This window comes from Streptomyces sp. NPDC058371 (assembly GCF_042723265.1).
Taxonomy (GTDB): Bacteria; Actinomycetota; Actinomycetes; order Streptomycetales; family Streptomycetaceae; genus Streptomyces.
Window position 1 is genome coordinate 85,685 of sequence record NZ_JBHXJC010000005.1, and the last position, 18,026, is coordinate 103,710.

Sequence of the window (18,026 nt, forward strand, 5' to 3'; positions counted from 1 at the left end):
ATCTCGAACCTTCGATCGAAGCAAAAGCCCTGGTCAGAACGGATTGTCAGTGGCATACCTCACGATGGGCACATACGGCCACAGTGCCGTCACACGACGACAGGAGGTTCGTCATGGCCAACTCATCCGCAGCCGCCGCCCGTCGGCGCCGCGCCACCGGCCCTGCCCCCTCACCGACCGGCCCCGCGAGCGACGTGCACCCCGTTCTGCGCCGGACCACTGCGCCGCCCGCCGCCCTCGACCTGCTCGCCCAGGCCCGCTCCGGACTCGACGAGGCGACCGCCCTCGAGGCGTCCAACGAGCGCTACGCGACTGCGCACTTGGCCGCCCTGCGCACCGCCGCCGCCGTGCTCGCCGCGCGAGGCCGCCCCGAACCCACCCAGCGACGCAGGGCACGCATCCGGAGCGCCTGGGAAGTGCTCCCCGAAATCGCTCCCGAACTCACCGAGTGGAGCGCGCTGTTCGCCGCCGGAGCGGGCCGCCGCGCCCGCGCCGAGGCGGGCATCCAGGGCGCGGCGACCAACCGCGACGCCGACGATCTGATACGCGACGTGGCGATGTTCCTGCGCCTCGTCGAGCGGATGCTGGTCCTCCAGCCGGTGCTGCCCCAACCCCGCCAGGACGTCGACCGCGGGGTCCAGGACGCGGGTTGAGTGCCGGCGGGCGGGAGCGCCGGATGTCTGTGACCGCGAGCGGTCGGCCGGACGCCTGTGAGCGAGGGTGCTGCGGGCCTGTGGTGGCGAGCGGGCCGAGTGCCGTGGGCGGCAGCGCCGCGTGCGGACCGAGCGGGGCCGACCGGTGTCGGGACCGCGGCCCGCCTGCTTTCCCGGCGCGTGAGACGGGGGGCCGGGTCCGGCGACGGAGGCAATAAGGTGGGACGCGCATACAGCCTCCCGCCGGTGGGAGGCGTCCCGATCGCTCCGCCCGACAAACAGGCGGTGCCGCGCCGAGGAGTCAACTGCCGTGTCGGACCCGATGCGCCCCCGCGCTTCTCTCCGTACCGCCGTGGTGTGGGAGGTCCTCCAGGACGCCCTCGACCGCCGCGTGAAGGCCACGGGGCGCGAGTCGCTCGACGTCCTCGACACCGGAGGCGGCAGCGGCAACTTCGCGGTGCCCCTGGCCCGCCTCGGCCACCGCGTCACGGTCGTCGACCCCAGCCCGAACGCCCTGTTCGCGTTGGAGCGCCGCTCCGCCGAAGCCGGCGTCGCCGAGCGAGTCAAGGGCGTCCAGGGCGACGCGCACGGCCTCTTCGACGTGGTCGAGCGCGGCGGCTACGACGCGGTGCTGTGCCACGGCGTCCTGGAGTACGTGGACGACCCGGCCGAGGGCGTCCGCAACGTGGTGGACGCGCTGCGCGACGAGGGCGTCCTCAGTCTGCTCGCCGCCGGGCTGGGCGGCGCCGTGCTCGCGCGGGCCCTCGCCGGGCACTTCAAGGAGGCCAGGCAGGCGCTGGACGACCCGGACGGACGCTGGGGCGAGGGTGATCCCGTGCCGCACCGCTTCACCGCCGAACAGCTCACCGCGCTGGTCGAGGGCGCGGGCCTGCGCGTCGCCGCCGTACACGGTGTGCGGGTCTTCGCCGACCTGGTCCCCGGGGTCCTCGTGGACACCGAACCGGGCGCCATGGAGGCACTGCTGAAGCTGGAGGCCGCGGCGGCCGAGGTCGCCGCGTTCCACTCCGTGGCCACGCAACTCCATGTGCTCGGTGAGACGCGGGGGACAGGAGGGGTCTGACCCCCTCCTGCGGCGCGCCGCTGATCAGGCCCTTGGCTGCACATGGAGTACGCCACAGGCCCCCCGATCGGGCGCTCTGCGCCGTATGATCGAGGGAGACCTCCCGGCATGACGGGGCGGCCGCTGGGGAATGCACGCTTCAGTGGGCCGAGACCGTCATGACGGGTTCCGGTTGGCTAATTGGCGTAGAGGGGCGGGTTTCACGGGGGCGATTCCCTGCCTATCCTGAAGGGGACCCCCAGTCGCCCCGGCGACTGCACGATGAGGAGGACTCCGTGCCGCTCTCGGAGCACGAGCAGCGAATGCTCGAGCAGATGGAGCGAGCGCTGTACGCCGAAGATCCCAAGTTCGCGACAGCGCTTGAGGGAAGCGGGCTGCGTACGTACACCCGGCGACGGGTCTACCAGGCGGTCGCGGGCTTTCTGGTGGGTATCGCGCTCCTCATGGCCGGAATGGTCGCACAGCAGATCTGGATCAGTGTGGTGGGGTTCCTCGTCATGCTGGGCTGTGCGGTGCTTGCCGTCACCGGTTGGCGCAAGGCGCCCAAGCCGGGTGAACAGCCCGCCGCGGGTGCGCCCAGCGGTCGGCGTCAGCCGCGGCAGCGCCGCTCCTTGATGGACCGTATCGAGCAACGCTGGCAGCGTCGCCGCGACGAGCAGCAGGGCCACTAGGCCCTCCGGGCGTTCGCGGCCGTCTTACGTCGCGTGAGGGGGTGTCCTGCCCCGTGTGGGCAGGACACCCCCTCACGCATGCCGTTGCCTCATGCGTGCCCCATGCGTGCCTTGCCTTGCGGCGGCGCGCGTCGGGCGTCCGGGTCCCGTCCCGGGCCTGTGGGGGCGCCGAACCTCCCCCGGGCCGGGGGCGTTGCTGGGAACCCTTGGATGCGGAGGCACCCGGCGCTGGTGGCTGTGCCCACCCGTCCCTCCCTGCCGGACGATTGCCCACAGCGGTAGCCCGGAGCGGTCGCTCGCAGCGGTGGTCCACGGCGGTAGCTCGCAGCGGTGGCCCACAGTGCCCAGCAGCTCGCGCCCCCCGCCCAGGTGGGGCAGGGGGCGCGGGCCGGGGTGGGTCAGGGGTTCTGGTTGGACGGGCGGCGGAGCAGGGCCGCTCGGCGGGCTGCCAGGGTGGTTGTCAGGGCCGTCCAGCGGGCCGATGCCGCCCAGGCCACCCGGACGGCTGAACGCGGCGCCACGAGGGCGCGCAGCCGGGTGGAACGGCGCACGGACGCGTGCAGGGCGGCCACGACCCGGCGGCCGTCCTCCGCGAGTCCCGCCGTCGGACGAGGCCGCGGAGCGTAGAGCACCTGCTCCACCGCCGCCGCCAGCCTGTGCACCGATGCCTCCGCGTCCTCTTCGAGATGCCCCAGACGGACCAGGCGGGCGGCGGCCTTCCGCGGTGTCTGGGAGTCGTCCGGCGCGATCCCGTGGTCCCACGCCGTGTCGGTCACCTCCTGCCAGGCGGCCAGGGTGTGCGCCGCCGCGCCCTCCTCCGTACGGCCGTGGGCGCCGAGCCGCACAGCACGGACCCGCATCCGCCACAGCATCGGCAGCAACGGCACCGCCAGTACGGCGAGCCCCGCCAGCGTGAGCGCCAGGACCAGGAACCACGGCGGGCCGTCATCACCGGAGCCGATCGCGGCCTGCGCCGAGTCGCTCGCGCACGCCTCCAGCTTCTTCTGCTGGGCCGAGCAGCTCTCGCTCGCCGACGGAGCGGCGGACGGAGCCGTGGACGACGACTGGGTCGGCCTCGGGACGTCCGGGACGTTACTGCCGGGAGTGTCCGTCTGCGTGTACTCCGGCACCGTCCCCCGGTTCGGGGTCGGCTCGAAGCGGGTCCAGCCCACGCCTTCGAAGTACAGCTCGGGCCAGGCGTGCGCGTCGCGCAGGCCGACCGACATCGAGCCGTCCGGCTGCGGGGATCCGGGAGTGAAGCCCACCGCGACCCGGGCGGGTATGCCCAGCGTGCGGGCCATCGCGGCCATCGCGAAGGAGAAGTGGACGCAGAAGCCCTCCTTCTCCTTCAGGAAACGCGCGATCGCGGCGGAGCCGCTGCCGACCTGCACCTGGGTGTCGTACGTGAAGCCGCCGTTCACGGCGAAGTAGTCCTGGAGCTTGACGGCCTTCTCGTAGTTGTTCGCGGAGCCCTCGGTGACGTCGCGCGCGGTCTGTGCCACCTCCGCCGGCAGCGACTCCGGCACCTTGGTGAACTCGCGCTTCAGGGACGCCGACGGCTCCGGGGCGAGGGCGAGCTGCTCGGCCGTGGGCTGCACGACCAGGCTGGTGACGTCGTACTGCACGCCCCGCGTGTTCTGGCCGTGGTCGCCGACGAGCGTGCGCCCCACGGGCTCGTACCGCCAATTGCCGCTGATGTTCACCGCGCTGGCGGGATAGGGCATCGGCAGCCAGTCCTGCGCGTACCAGTCCGCGGCCGAGATGCTCGTGCGGATCTCGGTCCGCCGGATGTCGGAACCGAGGCCGATCGGCGTGGGGAACGTGTCCGGCACGGCCTCGATGTGCCGCTGGGCAGGCTTCCAGGCCGTCCCGTCGAAGTCGTCCAGGGAGACGATCCGCAGATACATCTCCTGGGTGTCCTCGGTGCTGGTGCGATACGACAGGACCTGGCGGTCCTCGTTCACGTTCAGGCTGTCGCGCAACGAGACCAGCGGGTTCACCGCGGAGATCGTCCCCCCGCCGCCCGTGCCCGCGCCGACACCCGTGCCCGCGGCGCCCAGCAGGCCGCCGTCCAGGGCAGGCAGGCCGAGCGGCACCACGAGGGCGACGCCCAGCGCGACCGCGCCGATGCGCCGCCCGGTGCGGACCGGGGCGACGACTCCGCCGGCGGAGCCCGCGCCCGGAGCCCGGGGTGCCCCGCCGAAGACCCGTCCCCACTGGGAGAGCCGGTCGCGGCCCTCGGCCAGGAGCAGCATCAGATAGCCGGTGGCCGCGAGCAGGAACCACAGCCACGCGGCGCCGCCGCCGGCCAGTCCGGCGGCCACCGAGTACAGCGCGAGCAGCGGCAGCCCGGCCGGGGCGGCGCTGCGGAACGTCACCGCGAGCGCGTCCACCGCGAGCCCGATGACCAGGACACCGCCGACGAGCATCAGCCGGATGCCGTCCGACAGCGGCGCCGGGATCGCGAACCGCCCCACGTCGTCCGCACCTACCTGGAGCAGCATGCCGAAGCGGTGGAACGCGTCGGGACCGGGGATCACTCCGACGATGGCCTGCCGGCGGGCGAAGGTGAGGGTCAGCAGCATCAGGGTCGCCAGTGCCTGCACGGCCACGGTCAGCGGGCGTGCCAGCGGGACCCGTCGGGTCAGCGCGCCCACACCCGTCTGCAGCGCCAGCAGCAGCGCCGCCTGCAGGATCCAGGTCGCCGGGTCCACCAGCGGGAGCAGGGCGCAGGACGCCATCAGCGTCGCCGCCGCGGCACACAGCGCCAGTCGTGCCCGCCCGCTCATGAGCCACCGCCCCCTGACGTGCTCCCCGTCGACGCCGCGCCGATGCGCTGCCGGTCCGCCTGCCGCCACAGGTCGGCGAACTGCGCCGCCCGCGGCACCTTCACCGCGGTCCAGCCCGCCTCGCGCAGCATGCGCAGCTGTTCCTCGCTCTTGTCCAACGGGCCGGGGACATCGCTGGGTTCCCGCACCCAGGCGTCGCTGTCCAGCAGGAAGGCGAGGGCTCCGCCGCTGCGCTGGCGCATCTTGGCGAGCACGGTCGCCTGCTCCTCGTCCAGGTCCCCGAGGAAGGCGATCAACAGGCCCTCGTTGCCCCCGCGCAGCACGTCGTAGGCGCGGGACAGGCCCGTGCCGTCCGAGTGGTCGACGACGGCGAGGGTGTCCATCATCAGCCCCGCCGCGTCGGCCGACTCCTGGCTCGCACCGGCGAAACCGTCGGTGCCCTCACCCGGCACCGAACTCCCGGTGTCCGTCAACAGCCGTACCGAGAAGCCCCGTTCGAGCATGTGCACCAGCGTCGACGCCGTGCCCGACACGGCCCACTCGAAGGCCGAGTCCGGGCCCGCGCCCGCGAAGGCGACGCCGCGGGTGTCGAGCAGCACCGTGCACCGAGCGCGCTGCGGCTGTTCCTCTCGGCGGACCATCAGCTCGCCGTACCGCGCGGTCAGCCGCCAGTGCACGCGGCGCAGATCGTCGCCGTGCCGGTACCCGCGCGGGATCACGTCGTCCTCGCCGGCCAGCGCGAGCGAACGGTGCCGTCCGTCGCCGTACCCCTTCGCCTCGCCGCTCAGGCGCACCGGCGGCAGCGACTCCACGCGCGGGATGACCGTCAGCGTGTCGTACGTCGAGAAGGAGCGGGTCAGTTCGCACATCCCGAACGGGTCGGTGAGGCGCAGTTGCAGCGGACCGAGCGGATAGCGGCCGCGCAGGTCCGAGCGCACGCGGTAGGACACCTCACGGTTGCCGCCCGCCTCGACCCGGTCCAGGACGAACCGGGGCCGGGGACCGAGCACGTACGGCACCCGGTCCTGGAGCATCAGCAAACCGGTGGGCAGCCGGGAGACGTTGTCCATGCGCAGATGGACCCGGGCCTCCGAACCGGCGGGGACGCGCGCGGGGGAGAGCCGGCGGCTGCCCGAGACCCGGTAGCGGGTGCGGTAGAGCACCGTCGCGCACACCAGCGGCAGCACGGCGAGCAGCAGGCCGACCCGGAGCAGATCGCTCTGCCCGAGGACGTACGCGCAGATGGCGGCCGCCACTCCGGCGGCGAGGAAGGAGCGACCGCGGGTGGTGAGCCCGGCGAGCGCCGTGCGCAGCCCGCCCCTGGACTCCTCCGCGTGTCCGGTCCCCCCTGACGTCATCACAGCCTCCGCGGCGGCTGTGGGCCGAACGCGGGAGTGCCACGGCCCATGGTGAAGGCGCCGCCCTGCTGCTGGGGCGCCGAGGGCACCGGGATGCGCTGCAGGATCTCCTGGACGACCTGCTCGGCCGTACGCCGGTTCAGCTGCGCCTGCGCGGTGGGCAGCAGCCGGTGGGCCAGCACGGCCACGGCGAGTGCCTGCAGATCGTCCGGCAGCGCGAACTCCCGGCCGCTCAGGGCTGCGGACGCCTTCGCCGCGCGCAGCAGATGCAGCGTGGCTCGCGGCGAGGCGCCGAGTCTGAGGTCGGGGTGCGTCCGGGTGGCCGCGACCAGATCCACCGCGTACCGCCGGACGGGGTCGGCGACGTGCACCGTGCGCACCGCGTCGATCAGCTTCACGATGTCGTGCGCGTGGGCCACCGGCTGGAGGTCGTCGAGCGGCGAGACCCCGCCGTGCACGTCCAGCATCTGCAGCTCGGCCTCCGCGCTGGGGTAGCCGATGGAGACCCGGGCCATGAAGCGGTCGCGCTGGGCCTCGGGCAGCGGGTACGTGCCCTCCATCTCGACCGGGTTCTGCGTGGCCACCACCATGAAGGGGCTGGGCAGTTCGTACGTCTGCCCGTCGATGGTGACCTGGCGCTCCTCCATCGACTCCAGCAGCGCCGACTGCGTCTTGGGCGAGGCGCGGTTGATCTCGTCGCCGATCACGATCTGCGCGAAGATCGCCCCCGGCTTGAACTCGAAGTCCCGGCGCTGCTGGTCCCAGATGGACACACCTGTGATGTCCGAGGGCAGCAGGTCGGGTGTGAACTGAATACGCCGCACCGAACAGTCGATGGACCGCGCCAATGCCTTGGCCAGCATGGTCTTGCCGACGCCCGGGACATCCTCGATCAGAAGATGCCCCTCGGCGAGCAGCACGGTCAGCGAAAGCCGTACGACCTCTGGCTTGCCTTCGATCACCTCTTCCACCGAACTGCGGACACGCTCCGCAGTGGCGGTCAGATCAGTGAGGCTCGCTCGATCGTCATAGGTCGTCACCCGGCCCTCCTCGGCCCTTTCCCGGGCCGACGCTCTGTGATGCGGAACGGCCCACCCCGAAACACGGACACCACGCGCGAATAGTTCTGCGTGACGCCACACCCGCATTCTTGTTGCCGTTACCGGTTCGTGTCACTCGCCTGTGGATAACTGGCCGCCTTATGTCAGGTCTTACGGCCTTTTGGGCCCGGGAACACCCGGGAGTTTCCGTGTGGACAGTGGCATACGGGCCGGGAGAGGCGCTCAGGCGGGGTCGATCTCGCGCAGCAGACCGGTCTTCACGTCGAAGACGAAACCGCGGACGTCGTCGGTGTGCACCAGGAACGGCGAGGTGCGCACCCGCTGCATGGACTGCCGTACGTCCTGCTCGACGTCCCGGAAGGCCTCCACGGCCCAGGCGGGGCGCTGGCCGACCTCCATCTCCAGGTCGTGCCGGAAGTCCTCGGTGAGGGCCTCCAGGCCGCAGCCCGTGTGATGGATGAGAACGACGCTGCGGGTGCCGAGCGCCCGCTGGCTGATGGTGAGGGAGCGGATCACGTCGTCGGTGACGACTCCGCCCGCGTTGCGGATGGTGTGGCAGTCGCCCAGTTCCAGGCCGAGCGCGGCGTGCAGGTCGAGCCGGGCGTCCATGCAGGCCACGACGGCCACGCGCAGGACGGGACGGGCGTCCATCCCGGGGTCGCTGAAAGCGGCGGCGTACTGCTGGTTCGCGTCGACGAGCCGGTCGGTGACGGTGCCAGTGGATATGGCGCCTTCGGGCTCTGCGGGCACGGATGCAGAAGTCGTCATGGCTATGACGTTACTGGTCACGCGGGGCGCAGTCCTGCTGTGAGAGAGGACAAAAAACGTCATCGTGGCTTGTTGTGAGGTAACCCACACGGGCGGTGGCCACTCAACCGTACGGATGATTCTTTCCGATTCGCCGCTTCACGGAGAGCGGGGTACGCGACGCGCATGCCGGTTGATTGACCGCGAGACACCGTGGACTAAAGTGACGCGAAGCGGGAGACGAGGCTCTCCCTGCTGGACTTTTACCCGGAGAACCCGGTGCTTTTCCGGATTCTCCCCGCGTGCGCGGTGCGTACGTACGGCTCGGCCTCCTCCCGCTCCCGGTCGGCTGACGCCACTCACCCGGCGCCGGCAGGCCTCCCCTTCTCGAGCGGGCGGGGACCCGGCGGTGCGTACGGCCGCGCGGACCTGAGAGGGCCCCTTGAGCCAGAGTCGACACGTCCCGGTGATGCTCCAGCGGTGCCTGGACATGCTGGCCCCCGCACTGGAGCGGCCGGGAGCCGTGGTCGTCGACTGCACCCTCGGCCTGGGCGGGCACAGCGAAGCACTGCTGGCCCGCTTCCCCGAGGCCCGGCTCGTCGCCCTCGACCGCGACAAGGAGGCGCTGCGCCTCTCCGGGGAGCGGCTCGCCCCCTTCGGCGACCGCGCCACCCTGGTGCACGCGGTGTACGACGACCTCCCCGACGTACTCGACCGCCTGGGGCTCCCGCACGTCCAGGGCGTGCTGTTCGACCTCGGCGTCTCGTCCATGCAACTCGACGAGGCCGACCGTGGGTTCGCGTACGCCCAGGACGCCCCCCTCGACATGCGCATGGACCAGACGACCGGCATCAGCGCGGCCGAAGTGCTCAACACGTATCCGCCGGGCGAACTGGTGCGGATCCTGCGGGCGTACGGCGAGGAGAAGCAGGCCAAGCGGATCGTGTCCGCCGTCGTGCGCGAACGCGAGAAGGAGCCCTTCAGCAACAGCGCTCGGCTCGTCGAGCTGATCCGCGACTCGCTGCCGCAGGCCGCCAAGCGCACCGGCGGCAACCCCGCCAAGCGCACCTTCCAGGCGCTGCGCATCGAGGTCAACGGCGAACTGACCGTCCTGGAGAGGGCGATCCCCGCCGCCGTGAAGACGCTCGCCGTCGAGGGCCGGATCGCCGTGCTGTCGTACCACTCCCTGGAGGACCGGCTGGTCAAGCAGGTCCTCGCGGCCGGTGCCGCCTCCACCGCCCCGCCCGGACTGCCGGTCGTGCCGGAGCGCTACCAGCCGCGGCTCAAGCTGCTCACCCGCGGTGCCGAACTTCCCACCGAGGAAGAGGTCGCGGAGAACCGGCGCGCGGCTCCCGCGCGGCTGCGGGGGGCGCAGCGCATCCGCGAGGACGCCGAGTGAGGCGCACGAAGGGGAGCGTGAGTGAGTAGGAAAGCCGAACTCACGGGGTGGCCGATGAGTGGGAAACCCAAACTCGCCGGGAGGGTCCGTGAGTAGGAAACCCGTACTGAGGGGCCGGGCCGCCCGGCTCGCGCGGCTGCTCCCCGCCGGAGCGGGAAGAGCCGCCCGCACCCCCTTCGTCCTGCTGGTCGTGCTGCTGCTCGGCGGCGGTCTGATCGGGCTGCTCGTGCTGAACTCCGCGCTCAGTGAAGGGTCGTTCCGGCTCGACGACCTGCAGAAGGAGACGAAGAACCTCACGGACGAGGAGCAGGAGCTCCAGCGGGACGTCGACTCCTACTCGGCCCCCGACGCCCTCCAGCGCCGCGCCCGGGAGCTGGGCATGGTCCCCGGCGGCGACCCCGCGTTCCTCAATCCCGACGGCACCGTCAAGGGCGTCCCCGGAGCGGCCGCCGAACAGTCCTCGGTGCACAACCAGGTGCTGCCGCCCGAAGTCGTCGCCCCCGCGCCCAGCGCGACCCCGACGACGCCCCCCGGCCCGACCCAGACCCCGGCGCCGGCCGTGAGCGCGCCCCCCGCGCAGTTCTCCCCGGCCGCGCCCACCCCGCAGCTCCCCACCACCGCCCCCTTCACGCAGCCCACCACAAACGGCAGGTGACGGAAGTGTCCGACAGGGAACCGCCGCGCCGCCGCGTGCCCGGCCCCGCCAGGCCCGCTCGCCCCGGCGGGCAGCGGCGCCCGGGCCCCGGCTCGCGCCCCGCGCGCCGCCCGAGCACACCCCGCCAGAGCGGCCCGCGCGTCATCCGGCTCGGCAGCCCGCGACCCCGCCTGCGCATGGTCAGCCTCGCGCTGACCCTGGTGATGGTCGCCTTCGTCGTACGGCTGCTCCAGGTGCAAGCCGTGGACGCCAGCTCCTACGCCTCGAAGGCCGAGCAGAACCGGTACGTGGGCCGCACCCTGGCCGCCGAGCGCGGCGGGATCACGGACCGCAACGGCGTCGAGCTCGCGACCAGCGTGGACGCGTACGACATCACGGCCGACCCCACGATGTTCACGTCCGGCGCCACGAAGACGTCGGACGCGCCCGAGCAGGCAGCCGCGCTCCTCGCCCCGATCCTCGGCCAGGACGCGGACAGGATCGCCAAGAAGCTCAGTACCAGGAACACGCGATACACCCTGCTCGCGCACCGCCAGACGCCTCAGGTCTGGAAGCAGATCAAGGACCTCAAGGACACCCTCGCGGCCAAGGCGGAGACCGACAAGACCACGTTCAACGTCCTCGCGGGCGTCCTCGCGGTCCCGGCCAGCAAGCGGGTGTACCCGAACGGCGATCTCGCCGCCGGGATACTGGGCTGGGTCAACGCCGACGGCAAGGGCGGCGGCGGCGTCGAGCAGAAGCTGAACCAGGAACTCGCCGGCAAGGACGGCAAGATCCGCTACGCCCAGTCCGGCGGCCGGCAGGTGCCCACCGCGGGCTCCACCGAGACGCCCGCGGTGGCCGGCTCCGACGTCGAGCTGACCATCGACCGCGACATCCAGTGGGCCGCCCAGAACGCCATCACCGAGCAGGTGAAGAAGTCCAAGGCGGACCGCGGGTACGTGATAGTGCAGGACACCCGGACCGGCGAGGTCCTGGCCATGGCCAACTCGCCCGGCTTCGACCCGAACGACCTTTCGCAGGCGAACTCGGCGGCCCTCGGCAACGCGGCAGTCCAGGACGCCTACGAGCCCGGCTCCACCGCCAAGGTCATGTCGATGGCCGCCGTACTGGAGGAGAACGTCGCCACGCCCGCGACCCATGTGGTCGTGCCCAACCGGTTGCACCGCGGCGACCGGCTCTTCCAGGACGACATCGACCACGCGACCTGGAACCTGACGCTCAACGGCGTTCTCGCCAAGTCCAGCAACATCGGCACCATCCTGGCGACCGGCCAGCTCGGCAAGACGCAGCAGCAGGCCAACCAGGTCCTCTACTCGTACCTGCGCAAGTTCGGCATCGGCGGCTACACCGGGCTCGGCTTCCCCGGCGAGACGAAGGGCATCCTCGCGCCCGCCGGCAAGTGGTCGACCTCGCAGCAGTACACGATTCCTTTCGGCCAGGGCATGTCCCTCAACGCGATGCAGGCGGCCTCCGTCTACTCGACGATCGCCAACGGCGGCGTACGCGTCGAGCCCACGCTGGTGCGGGGCGCGAAGGGGCCCGACGGGCGCTTCACACCCGCGCCCGAGCCCAAGAAGACGCGGGTCGTGAGCGAGAAGACGGCGAAGACCCTCGCCCAGATGCTGGAGTCCGTGGTGGACGACGAGGAGGGCACCGGCGCCAAGGCGCGCATCCCGGGCTACCGGGTCGCGGGTAAGACGGGTACGGCCAACCGCGTGGATCCGGCCACCGGCAAGTACCACGGCTACACCTCGTCGTTCGCCGGGTTCGCGCCCGCGGACAAACCGCGGGTCACCGTCTACTGCGCCATCCAGAACGCCACCAAAGGCAGCTATTTCGGCGGTCAGATCTGCGGACCCATCTACCAGCAGGTCATGGAGTTCGCGCTGAAGACGCTCCAGGTCCCGCCCACCGGCGCCGAGCCCGCCAGGCTGCCCGTCAGCTTCACTCCCTGACCCGCTCGGCGCACGCCCCGATCACCCCCCCACGCTCAACGGACCAGGAACAGCTCGTGACAACGATCACCCCGGACCCCGGGAACCACACCCCGCCGCGCCCCTCACTTCGCTCCGGCGGGGGTGTGGCCGGTACGCTCACCGCCGTGCCACACGCTGATCAGTCCCAAACCACCCAGAAGGGCGTTCCTGTGACATATCCGGGGCCGCCGCGACCGGTTCATGTTTCCGCCACACCCCTGGCGGAACTGGCCGATCAGCTGGGGGTCGAGAAGCCCGCAAGCGCCGCGGAGGTCACGGGCATCACCCATGACTCCCGCGCCGTACGCCCCGGCGACCTGTACGCCGCGCTGCCCGGTGCCCGCCTCCACGGCGCCGACTTCGTGACGCAGGCGGCCGGCCTCGGCGCCGTCGCCGTGCTGACCGACCCGACGGGCGCCGAGCGGGCCACCGCCACCGGTCTGCCGGTCCTCGTCGTCGACGATCCGCGCGCCCTGATGGGGGAGCTGGCGGCCACCATCTACGGCCACCCCGGGCGCGACCTGCTCCAGATCGGCATCACCGGCACCTCCGGCAAGACCACCACGGCGTACCTCGTCGAGGGCGGTCTGAAGACGGTCCGCAGCACCGGGCTCATCGGGACGGTCGAGATGCGCATCGGCGACGAGCGCATCAAGTCGGAACGTACGACGCCCGAAGCCACCGACCTCCAGGCGCTGTTCGCGGTCATGCGCGAGCGCGGTGTCGAGGCGGTCGCCATGGAGGTCTCCAGCCACGCGCTGGTGCTCGGTCGGGTCGACGGTTGTGTCTTCGACATCGCCGTCTTCAACAACCTCAGCCCGGAGCACATGGAGTTCCACTCCGGCATGGAGGACTACTTCCATGCCAAGGCGCAGCTGTTCACGCCGAAACGCAGCAGACTCGGCGTGATCAACCTCGACGACGAATACGGACGCAGGCTCGTCAAGGAAGCCGGCGTCCCCGTGGTCACGTTCTCCGCCGAGGGCCACCCCGACGCCGACTGGCGCGCCGAGGACGTCGAAGTCGGGCCCATGGACTCGACGTTCACGGTGATCGGCCCCAAGGGGGAGCGGATCACGGCGAAGTCGCCGCTCGCCGGGCCCTTCAACGTGGCCAACACGCTCGCCGCGATCGTCTCCCTCGCCGTGGCCGGGATCGACCCCCAGGGCGCCGCCGACGGCATCGCCGCCGTACCGGGCGTACCGGGCCGTCTGGAGCGGGTGGACGTGGGCCAGCCGTATCTCGCCGTCGTCGACTACGCCCACAAGACGGACGCCGTCGAATCGGTCCTGCGCGCGCTGCGCAAGGTGACCGAGGGCAAGCTGCACATCGTGCTCGGCTGCGGCGGCGACCGCGACAAGACCAAGCGGATGCCGATGGGCGCCGCCGCGGCCCGGCTCGCCGACACCGCCGTACTGACCTCCGACAACCCCCGTGGCGAGGACCCCCTCGCGATCCTCGCCACGATGCTCGCGGGCGCCGCCGAAGTGCCGGCGCACGAACGCGGAGAGGTCCAGGTCTTCGAGGACCGGGCTGCCGCCATCGCCGCCGCCGTCGCCCGGGCACAGCCGGGCGACACCGTGCTGGTCGCGGGCAAGGGCCACGAGCAGGGCCAGGACATCGCCGGGGTGGTACGTCCCTTCGACGACCGCCAGGTGCTTCGCGAAGCTATCCAGAAGACCCAGGGATGAACTTGTGATCGCCCTCTCTCTCGCCGAGATCGCAGCAGTCGTCGGCGGGCAGACGTACGACATACCGGATCCGGCGGTACAGGTCACCGGACCGGTCGTCAGGGACTCCCGTGAAGTGGAGCCCGGCAGCCTCTTCGTCGCCTTCGTCGGCGAGCGCGTGGACGGCCACGACTACGCCCGGGCGGTCGTGGACGCGGGCGCGGTCGCCGTCCTGGCCTCCCGGCCCGTGGGCGTCCCCGCGATCGTCGTGGCGGACGTCCAGGCGGCCCTCGGCGCCCTCGCCCGCCATGTGGTCGAACGCCTCGGCGCGACCCTCGTGGCGCTCACCGGCTCCGCGGGCAAGACCAGCACCAAGGACCTCATCGCGCAGGTGCTCCGGAGCAAGGCGCCGACCGTCTTCACGCCCGGTTCGCTCAACAACGAGATCGGACTGCCGCTGACCGCGCTCAGCGCCACCGAGGAGACCCGCTTCCTCGTGCTGGAGATGGGCGCGCGCGGTATCGGCCACATCCGCTACCTCACGGATCTCACCCCGCCCAAGGTCGGTCTCGTCCTCAACGTCGGCACCGCGCACATCGGCGAGTTCGGCGGCCGCGAGCAGATCGCCCAGGCCAAGGGCGAGTTGGTCGAGAGCCTGCCGGCGGACGGCGCCGCGGTCCTCAACGCCGACGACCCCCTCGTCCGCGCGATGGCATCCCGTACGAAGGCCCGGGTGATCCTCTTCGGAGAGTCCGGCGAAGCGGACGTACGCGCCGAGAACGTCCGTCTCACGGACGGCGGACAGCCCGCATTCAGGCTTCACACACCCTCCGGGTGCAGTGACGTGACCATGCGCCTGTACGGTGAGCACCACGTGTCGAACGCGCTCGCCGCGGCCGCCGTCGCCCATGAGCTGGGCATGTCCGCAGACGAGATCGCCCGCGCGCTCTCCGAGGCGGGCTCCCTCTCCCGCTGGCGGATGGAGGTCACGGAGCGCCCGGACGGCGTGACGGTCGTCAACGACGCCTACAACGCGAACCCCGAGTCCATGCGAGCCGCCCTGCGCGCGCTCGCGGCGATGGGCAAGGGGCGGCGGACCTGGGCGGTGCTCGGTCAGATGGCCGAGCTCGGGGACGAGGCGCTCGCCGAGCACGACGCGGTCGGACGGCTTGCCGTCCGACTCAACGTCAGCAAGCTCGTCGCGGTCGGGGGCAGGGAAGCGTCCTGGCTCCAACTGGGCGCATATAACGAGGGTTCGTGGGGTGAGGAGTCGGTGCACGTGTCCGACGCACAGGCGGCTGTCGACCTGTTGCGCAGCGAGCTGCGCCCGGGGGATGTCGTGCTCGTGAAGGCGTCCCGGTCGGTCGGGCTCGAACGGGTGGCGCTCGCGCTGCTCGAGCCCGGTGCCGAGGGTGAGGTTTCCGCCCGATGATGAACCAGATCCTGTTCGCGGGAGTCATCGGCCTCTTCCTGACGCTGATCGGTACCCCGCTGCTGATCAAGCTGCTGGCCCGCAAGGGCTACGGCCAGTACATCCGCGACGACGGCCCGCGTGAGCACCACGCCAAGCGCGGTACGCCGACCATGGGTGGTATCGCCTTCATCCTGGCGACACTCATCGCGTACTTCCTCAGCAAGGTCATCACCGGCAAGCCGCCGACGTTCTCCGGACTCCTGGTGCTCGGGCTGATGACGGGCATGGGCCTGGTCGGCTTCCTCGACGACTACATCAAGATCGTCAAGCGCCGGTCGCTGGGTCTGCGGGCCAAGGCGAAGATGGCCGGCCAGCTGACCGTCGGTATCGCCTTCGCGGTGCTCTCGCTGCAGTTCGCGGACAACCGCAACAACACCCCGGCCTCCACGAAGCTCTCCTTCGTGCAGGACTTCGGCTGGTCCATCGGACCGGTGCTGTTCGTGGTCTGGGCCCTGTTCATGATTCTCGCGATGTCGAACGGCGTGAACCTGACGGACGGTCTGGACGGCCTGGCCACCGGTGCTTCCGTGATGGTCTTCGGCGCCTACACGTTCATCGGCGTCTGGCAGTTCCAGGAGTCCTGCGCCAACGCGGCGACCCTGACCAACCCGGCCGCCTGTTACGAAGTGCGCGATCCACTCGACCTCGCGGTCGTCGCCGCCGCCCTCATGGGTGCCTGCTTCGGCTTCCTGTGGTGGAACACCTCGCCCGCCAAGATCTTCATGGGCGACACCGGTTCGCTCGCGCTCGGCGGCGCGCTCGCCGGTCTCGCGATCTGCTCCCGCACGGAGTTCCTGATCGCCCTGCTCGGTGGTCTCTTCGTCCTGATCACCATGTCGGTCGTCATCCAGGTCGGCTCGTTCCGGCTCACCGGCAAGCGCGTCTTCCGGATGGCACCGCTCCAGCACCACTTCGAACTCAAGGGGTGGTCCGAAGTCCTTGTGGTGGTCCGCTTCTGGATCATCCAGGGCATGTGCGTGATCGTCGGACTCGGCCTCTTCTACGCGGGATGGGCAGCCAAGAAGTGACCACCTGGCAGGGGAAGAACGTCACCGTCGCCGGTCTCGGCGTCTCCGGTATCCCGGCGGCCCGCGTGCTGCACGGGCTCGGCGCGGTCGTCACGGTCGTCAACGACGGCGACGACGAGCGCTCCCGGGCCCAGGCCGCGGACCTGGAGGCGCTCGGCATCACCGTGCGCCTCGGTGACGGCGCCACCCTGCCCGAGGGCACCGAGCTCATCGTCACCACGCCCGGCTGGAAGCCGGACAAGCCGCTGTTCACCGCGGCCGCCGAGGCGGGCGTCCCGGTCTGGGGCGACGTGGAGCTGGCCTGGCGGCTCAGGGGCCCGGACGCGGCTCCCTGGCTCGCCGTCACCGGCACCAACGGCAAGACCACGACCGTCCAGATGCTCGCCTCGATCCTGAAGGCGGCGGGACTGCGCACGGCCGCCGTCGGCAACATCGGGGTCTCGCTGCTGGACGTCGTACTCGGTGAGGAGCCGTACGACGTCCTCGCGGTGGAGTTGTCGAGCTACCAGCTGCACTGGGCGCCCTCGCTGCGCGCCCACTCGGCCGCCGTCCTGAATCTGGCGCCCGACCACCTCGACTGGCACGGCTCCATGGAGGCGTACGCCGCCGACAAGGGCCGCATCTACGAGGGCAATCGCGTCGCCTGTGTCTACAACCTGGCCGACAAGGCCACCGAGGACCTGGTGCGCCAGGCGGACGTCGAGGAGGGCTGCCGGGCGATCGGCTTCACGCTCGGCACGCCCGGACCCTCCCAACTCGGTGTCGTGGAGGGCCTCCTGGTCGACCGCGCCTTCGTCGAGGACCGGCAGAAGAACGCCCAGGAGCTCGCCGAGGTCTCCGACGTCCAGCCACCGGCCCCGCACAACGTCGCCAACGCCCTTGCGGCGGCGGCCCTGGCGCGGGCCTTCGGGGTGCCCCCTACGGCCGTACGGGACGGCCTGCGGGCCTTCCGGCCGGACGCCCACCGCATCGCGCACGTGGCCGATGTGGACGGAGTCGCGTACATCGACGACTCCAAGGCGACCAACACCCATGCGGCGGAAGCCTCTTTGGCGGCCTACGAGTCGATCGTGTGGATCGCCGGCGGGCTCGCCAAGGGCGCGACCTTCGACGAGCTGGTCGCCAAGTCGGCCAAGCGACTTCGGGGCGCCGTGCTGATCGGCGCCGACCGCGCCCTCATCCGGGAAGCCCTGGCGCGACACGCGCCCGAAGTACCGGTCGTCGACCTGGACCGGACGGACACTGGGGCGATGCTCGCGGCTGTCCAGGAGGCCGAGCGGCTCGCCGGTCCGGGAGACACGGTGCTGCTGGCCCCGGCCTGCGCCTCCATGGACATGTTCGCCAACTACAACAAGCGCGGTGACGCTTTCGCGGCGGCGGTTCGCGAACTCGGCACCTGACCCGGCCGCCCGCCGGGCGACACTGGGAGGGACGGACGCGTGACATCGTTGTGGCCCGGAG

General features: G+C 71.5%; 14 protein-coding genes. 10 read left to right on the forward strand and 4 right to left on the reverse strand.

Going from position 1 to position 18,026, the window contains the following annotated elements; translation table 11 throughout:
* The first annotated feature begins 113 nt into the window (after positions 1-113).
* The 3 genes from ACFWM2_RS17685 to ACFWM2_RS17695 all read left to right on the forward strand — a co-directional run bounded on the left by ACFWM2_RS17685 (position 114) and on the right by ACFWM2_RS17695 (position 2,405).
* A complete protein-coding gene (locus tag ACFWM2_RS17685; protein ID WP_383280021.1) occupies positions 114-653 on the forward strand; it encodes an SAV_6107 family HEPN domain-containing protein in 540 nt (179 codons plus the stop codon).
* 310 nt (positions 654-963) lie between these two features.
* On the forward strand, positions 964-1,734 hold the full coding sequence (locus tag ACFWM2_RS17690) for a class I SAM-dependent methyltransferase (protein WP_383280024.1): 771 nt from the start codon (positions 964-966) through the stop codon (positions 1,732-1,734).
* A 275-nt stretch (positions 1,735-2,009) separates the two neighbouring features.
* Positions 2,010-2,405, forward strand: coding sequence for a DUF3040 domain-containing protein (locus tag ACFWM2_RS17695; RefSeq protein WP_383280027.1), 396 nt, complete (start codon positions 2,010-2,012; stop codon positions 2,403-2,405).
* Positions 2,406-2,803: 398 nt separating this feature from the next.
* On the opposite strand, the gene ACFWM2_RS17700 is transcribed toward ACFWM2_RS17695, so the two are convergent.
* From ACFWM2_RS17700 to ACFWM2_RS17715, 4 genes are all read right to left on the reverse strand, one after another.
* Positions 2,804-5,194 carry a DUF3488 and DUF4129 domain-containing transglutaminase family protein gene (locus tag ACFWM2_RS17700; protein ID WP_383280030.1) on the reverse strand — a complete coding sequence of 797 codons (2,391 nt, stop codon included), beginning with the start codon at positions 5,192-5,194 and terminating at the stop codon, positions 2,804-2,806.
* A complete protein-coding gene (locus ACFWM2_RS17705; RefSeq protein ID WP_383280033.1) occupies positions 5,191-6,552 on the reverse strand; it encodes a DUF58 domain-containing protein in 1,362 nt (453 codons plus the stop codon). Before ACFWM2_RS17705 ends, ACFWM2_RS17700 begins: the two co-directional genes overlap by 4 nt.
* Positions 6,552-7,592, reverse strand: a complete 1,041-nt coding sequence (locus ACFWM2_RS17710) for an AAA family ATPase (RefSeq protein ID WP_383280036.1) — start codon at positions 7,590-7,592, stop codon at positions 6,552-6,554. Before ACFWM2_RS17710 ends, ACFWM2_RS17705 begins: the two co-directional genes overlap by 1 nt.
* A gap of 243 nt (positions 7,593-7,835) precedes the next feature.
* The gene (locus tag ACFWM2_RS17715) at positions 7,836-8,381 is read right to left on the reverse strand and encodes a beta-class carbonic anhydrase (RefSeq protein WP_383280039.1); all 546 of its coding nucleotides are present in this window, start codon (positions 8,379-8,381) and stop codon (positions 7,836-7,838) included.
* 421 nt (positions 8,382-8,802) lie between these two features.
* On the opposite strand from ACFWM2_RS17715, the gene rsmH reads away from it, so the two are divergent.
* From rsmH to murD, 7 genes are all read left to right on the forward strand, one after another.
* Positions 8,803-9,759, forward strand: a complete 957-nt coding sequence (gene rsmH / locus ACFWM2_RS17720; protein WP_383280041.1) for a 16S rRNA (cytosine(1402)-N(4))-methyltransferase RsmH — start codon at positions 8,803-8,805, stop codon at positions 9,757-9,759.
* An 88-nt stretch (positions 9,760-9,847) separates the two neighbouring features.
* On the forward strand, positions 9,848-10,414 hold the full coding sequence (locus ACFWM2_RS17725; RefSeq protein ID WP_383280044.1) for a septum formation initiator family protein: 567 nt from the start codon (positions 9,848-9,850) through the stop codon (positions 10,412-10,414).
* A 5-nt stretch (positions 10,415-10,419) separates the two neighbouring features.
* Positions 10,420-12,372 carry a peptidoglycan D,D-transpeptidase FtsI family protein gene (locus tag ACFWM2_RS17730; protein ID WP_383280047.1) on the forward strand — a complete coding sequence of 651 codons (1,953 nt, stop codon included), beginning with the start codon at positions 10,420-10,422 and terminating at the stop codon, positions 12,370-12,372.
* 191 nt (positions 12,373-12,563) lie between these two features.
* Positions 12,564-14,084, forward strand: coding sequence for a UDP-N-acetylmuramoyl-L-alanyl-D-glutamate--2,6-diaminopimelate ligase (locus ACFWM2_RS17735; RefSeq protein WP_383281065.1), 1,521 nt, complete (start codon positions 12,564-12,566; stop codon positions 14,082-14,084).
* A 4-nt stretch (positions 14,085-14,088) separates the two neighbouring features.
* The gene (gene murF, locus ACFWM2_RS17740; RefSeq protein ID WP_383280050.1) at positions 14,089-15,495 is read left to right on the forward strand and encodes a UDP-N-acetylmuramoyl-tripeptide--D-alanyl-D-alanine ligase; all 1,407 of its coding nucleotides are present in this window, start codon (positions 14,089-14,091) and stop codon (positions 15,493-15,495) included.
* Entirely contained in the window at positions 15,492-16,565 is a 1,074-nt protein-coding gene (gene mraY / locus ACFWM2_RS17745) for a phospho-N-acetylmuramoyl-pentapeptide-transferase (protein ID WP_383280052.1), read from the forward strand. The genes murF and mraY overlap by 4 nt, the downstream gene beginning before the upstream one ends.
* Complete coding sequence (gene murD / locus ACFWM2_RS17750) at positions 16,547-17,965, forward strand: UDP-N-acetylmuramoyl-L-alanine--D-glutamate ligase (protein ID WP_383280055.1); 1,419 nt, start codon at positions 16,547-16,549, stop codon at positions 17,963-17,965. Before mraY ends, murD begins: the two co-directional genes overlap by 19 nt.
* Positions 17,966-18,026: the final 61 nt, after the last annotated feature.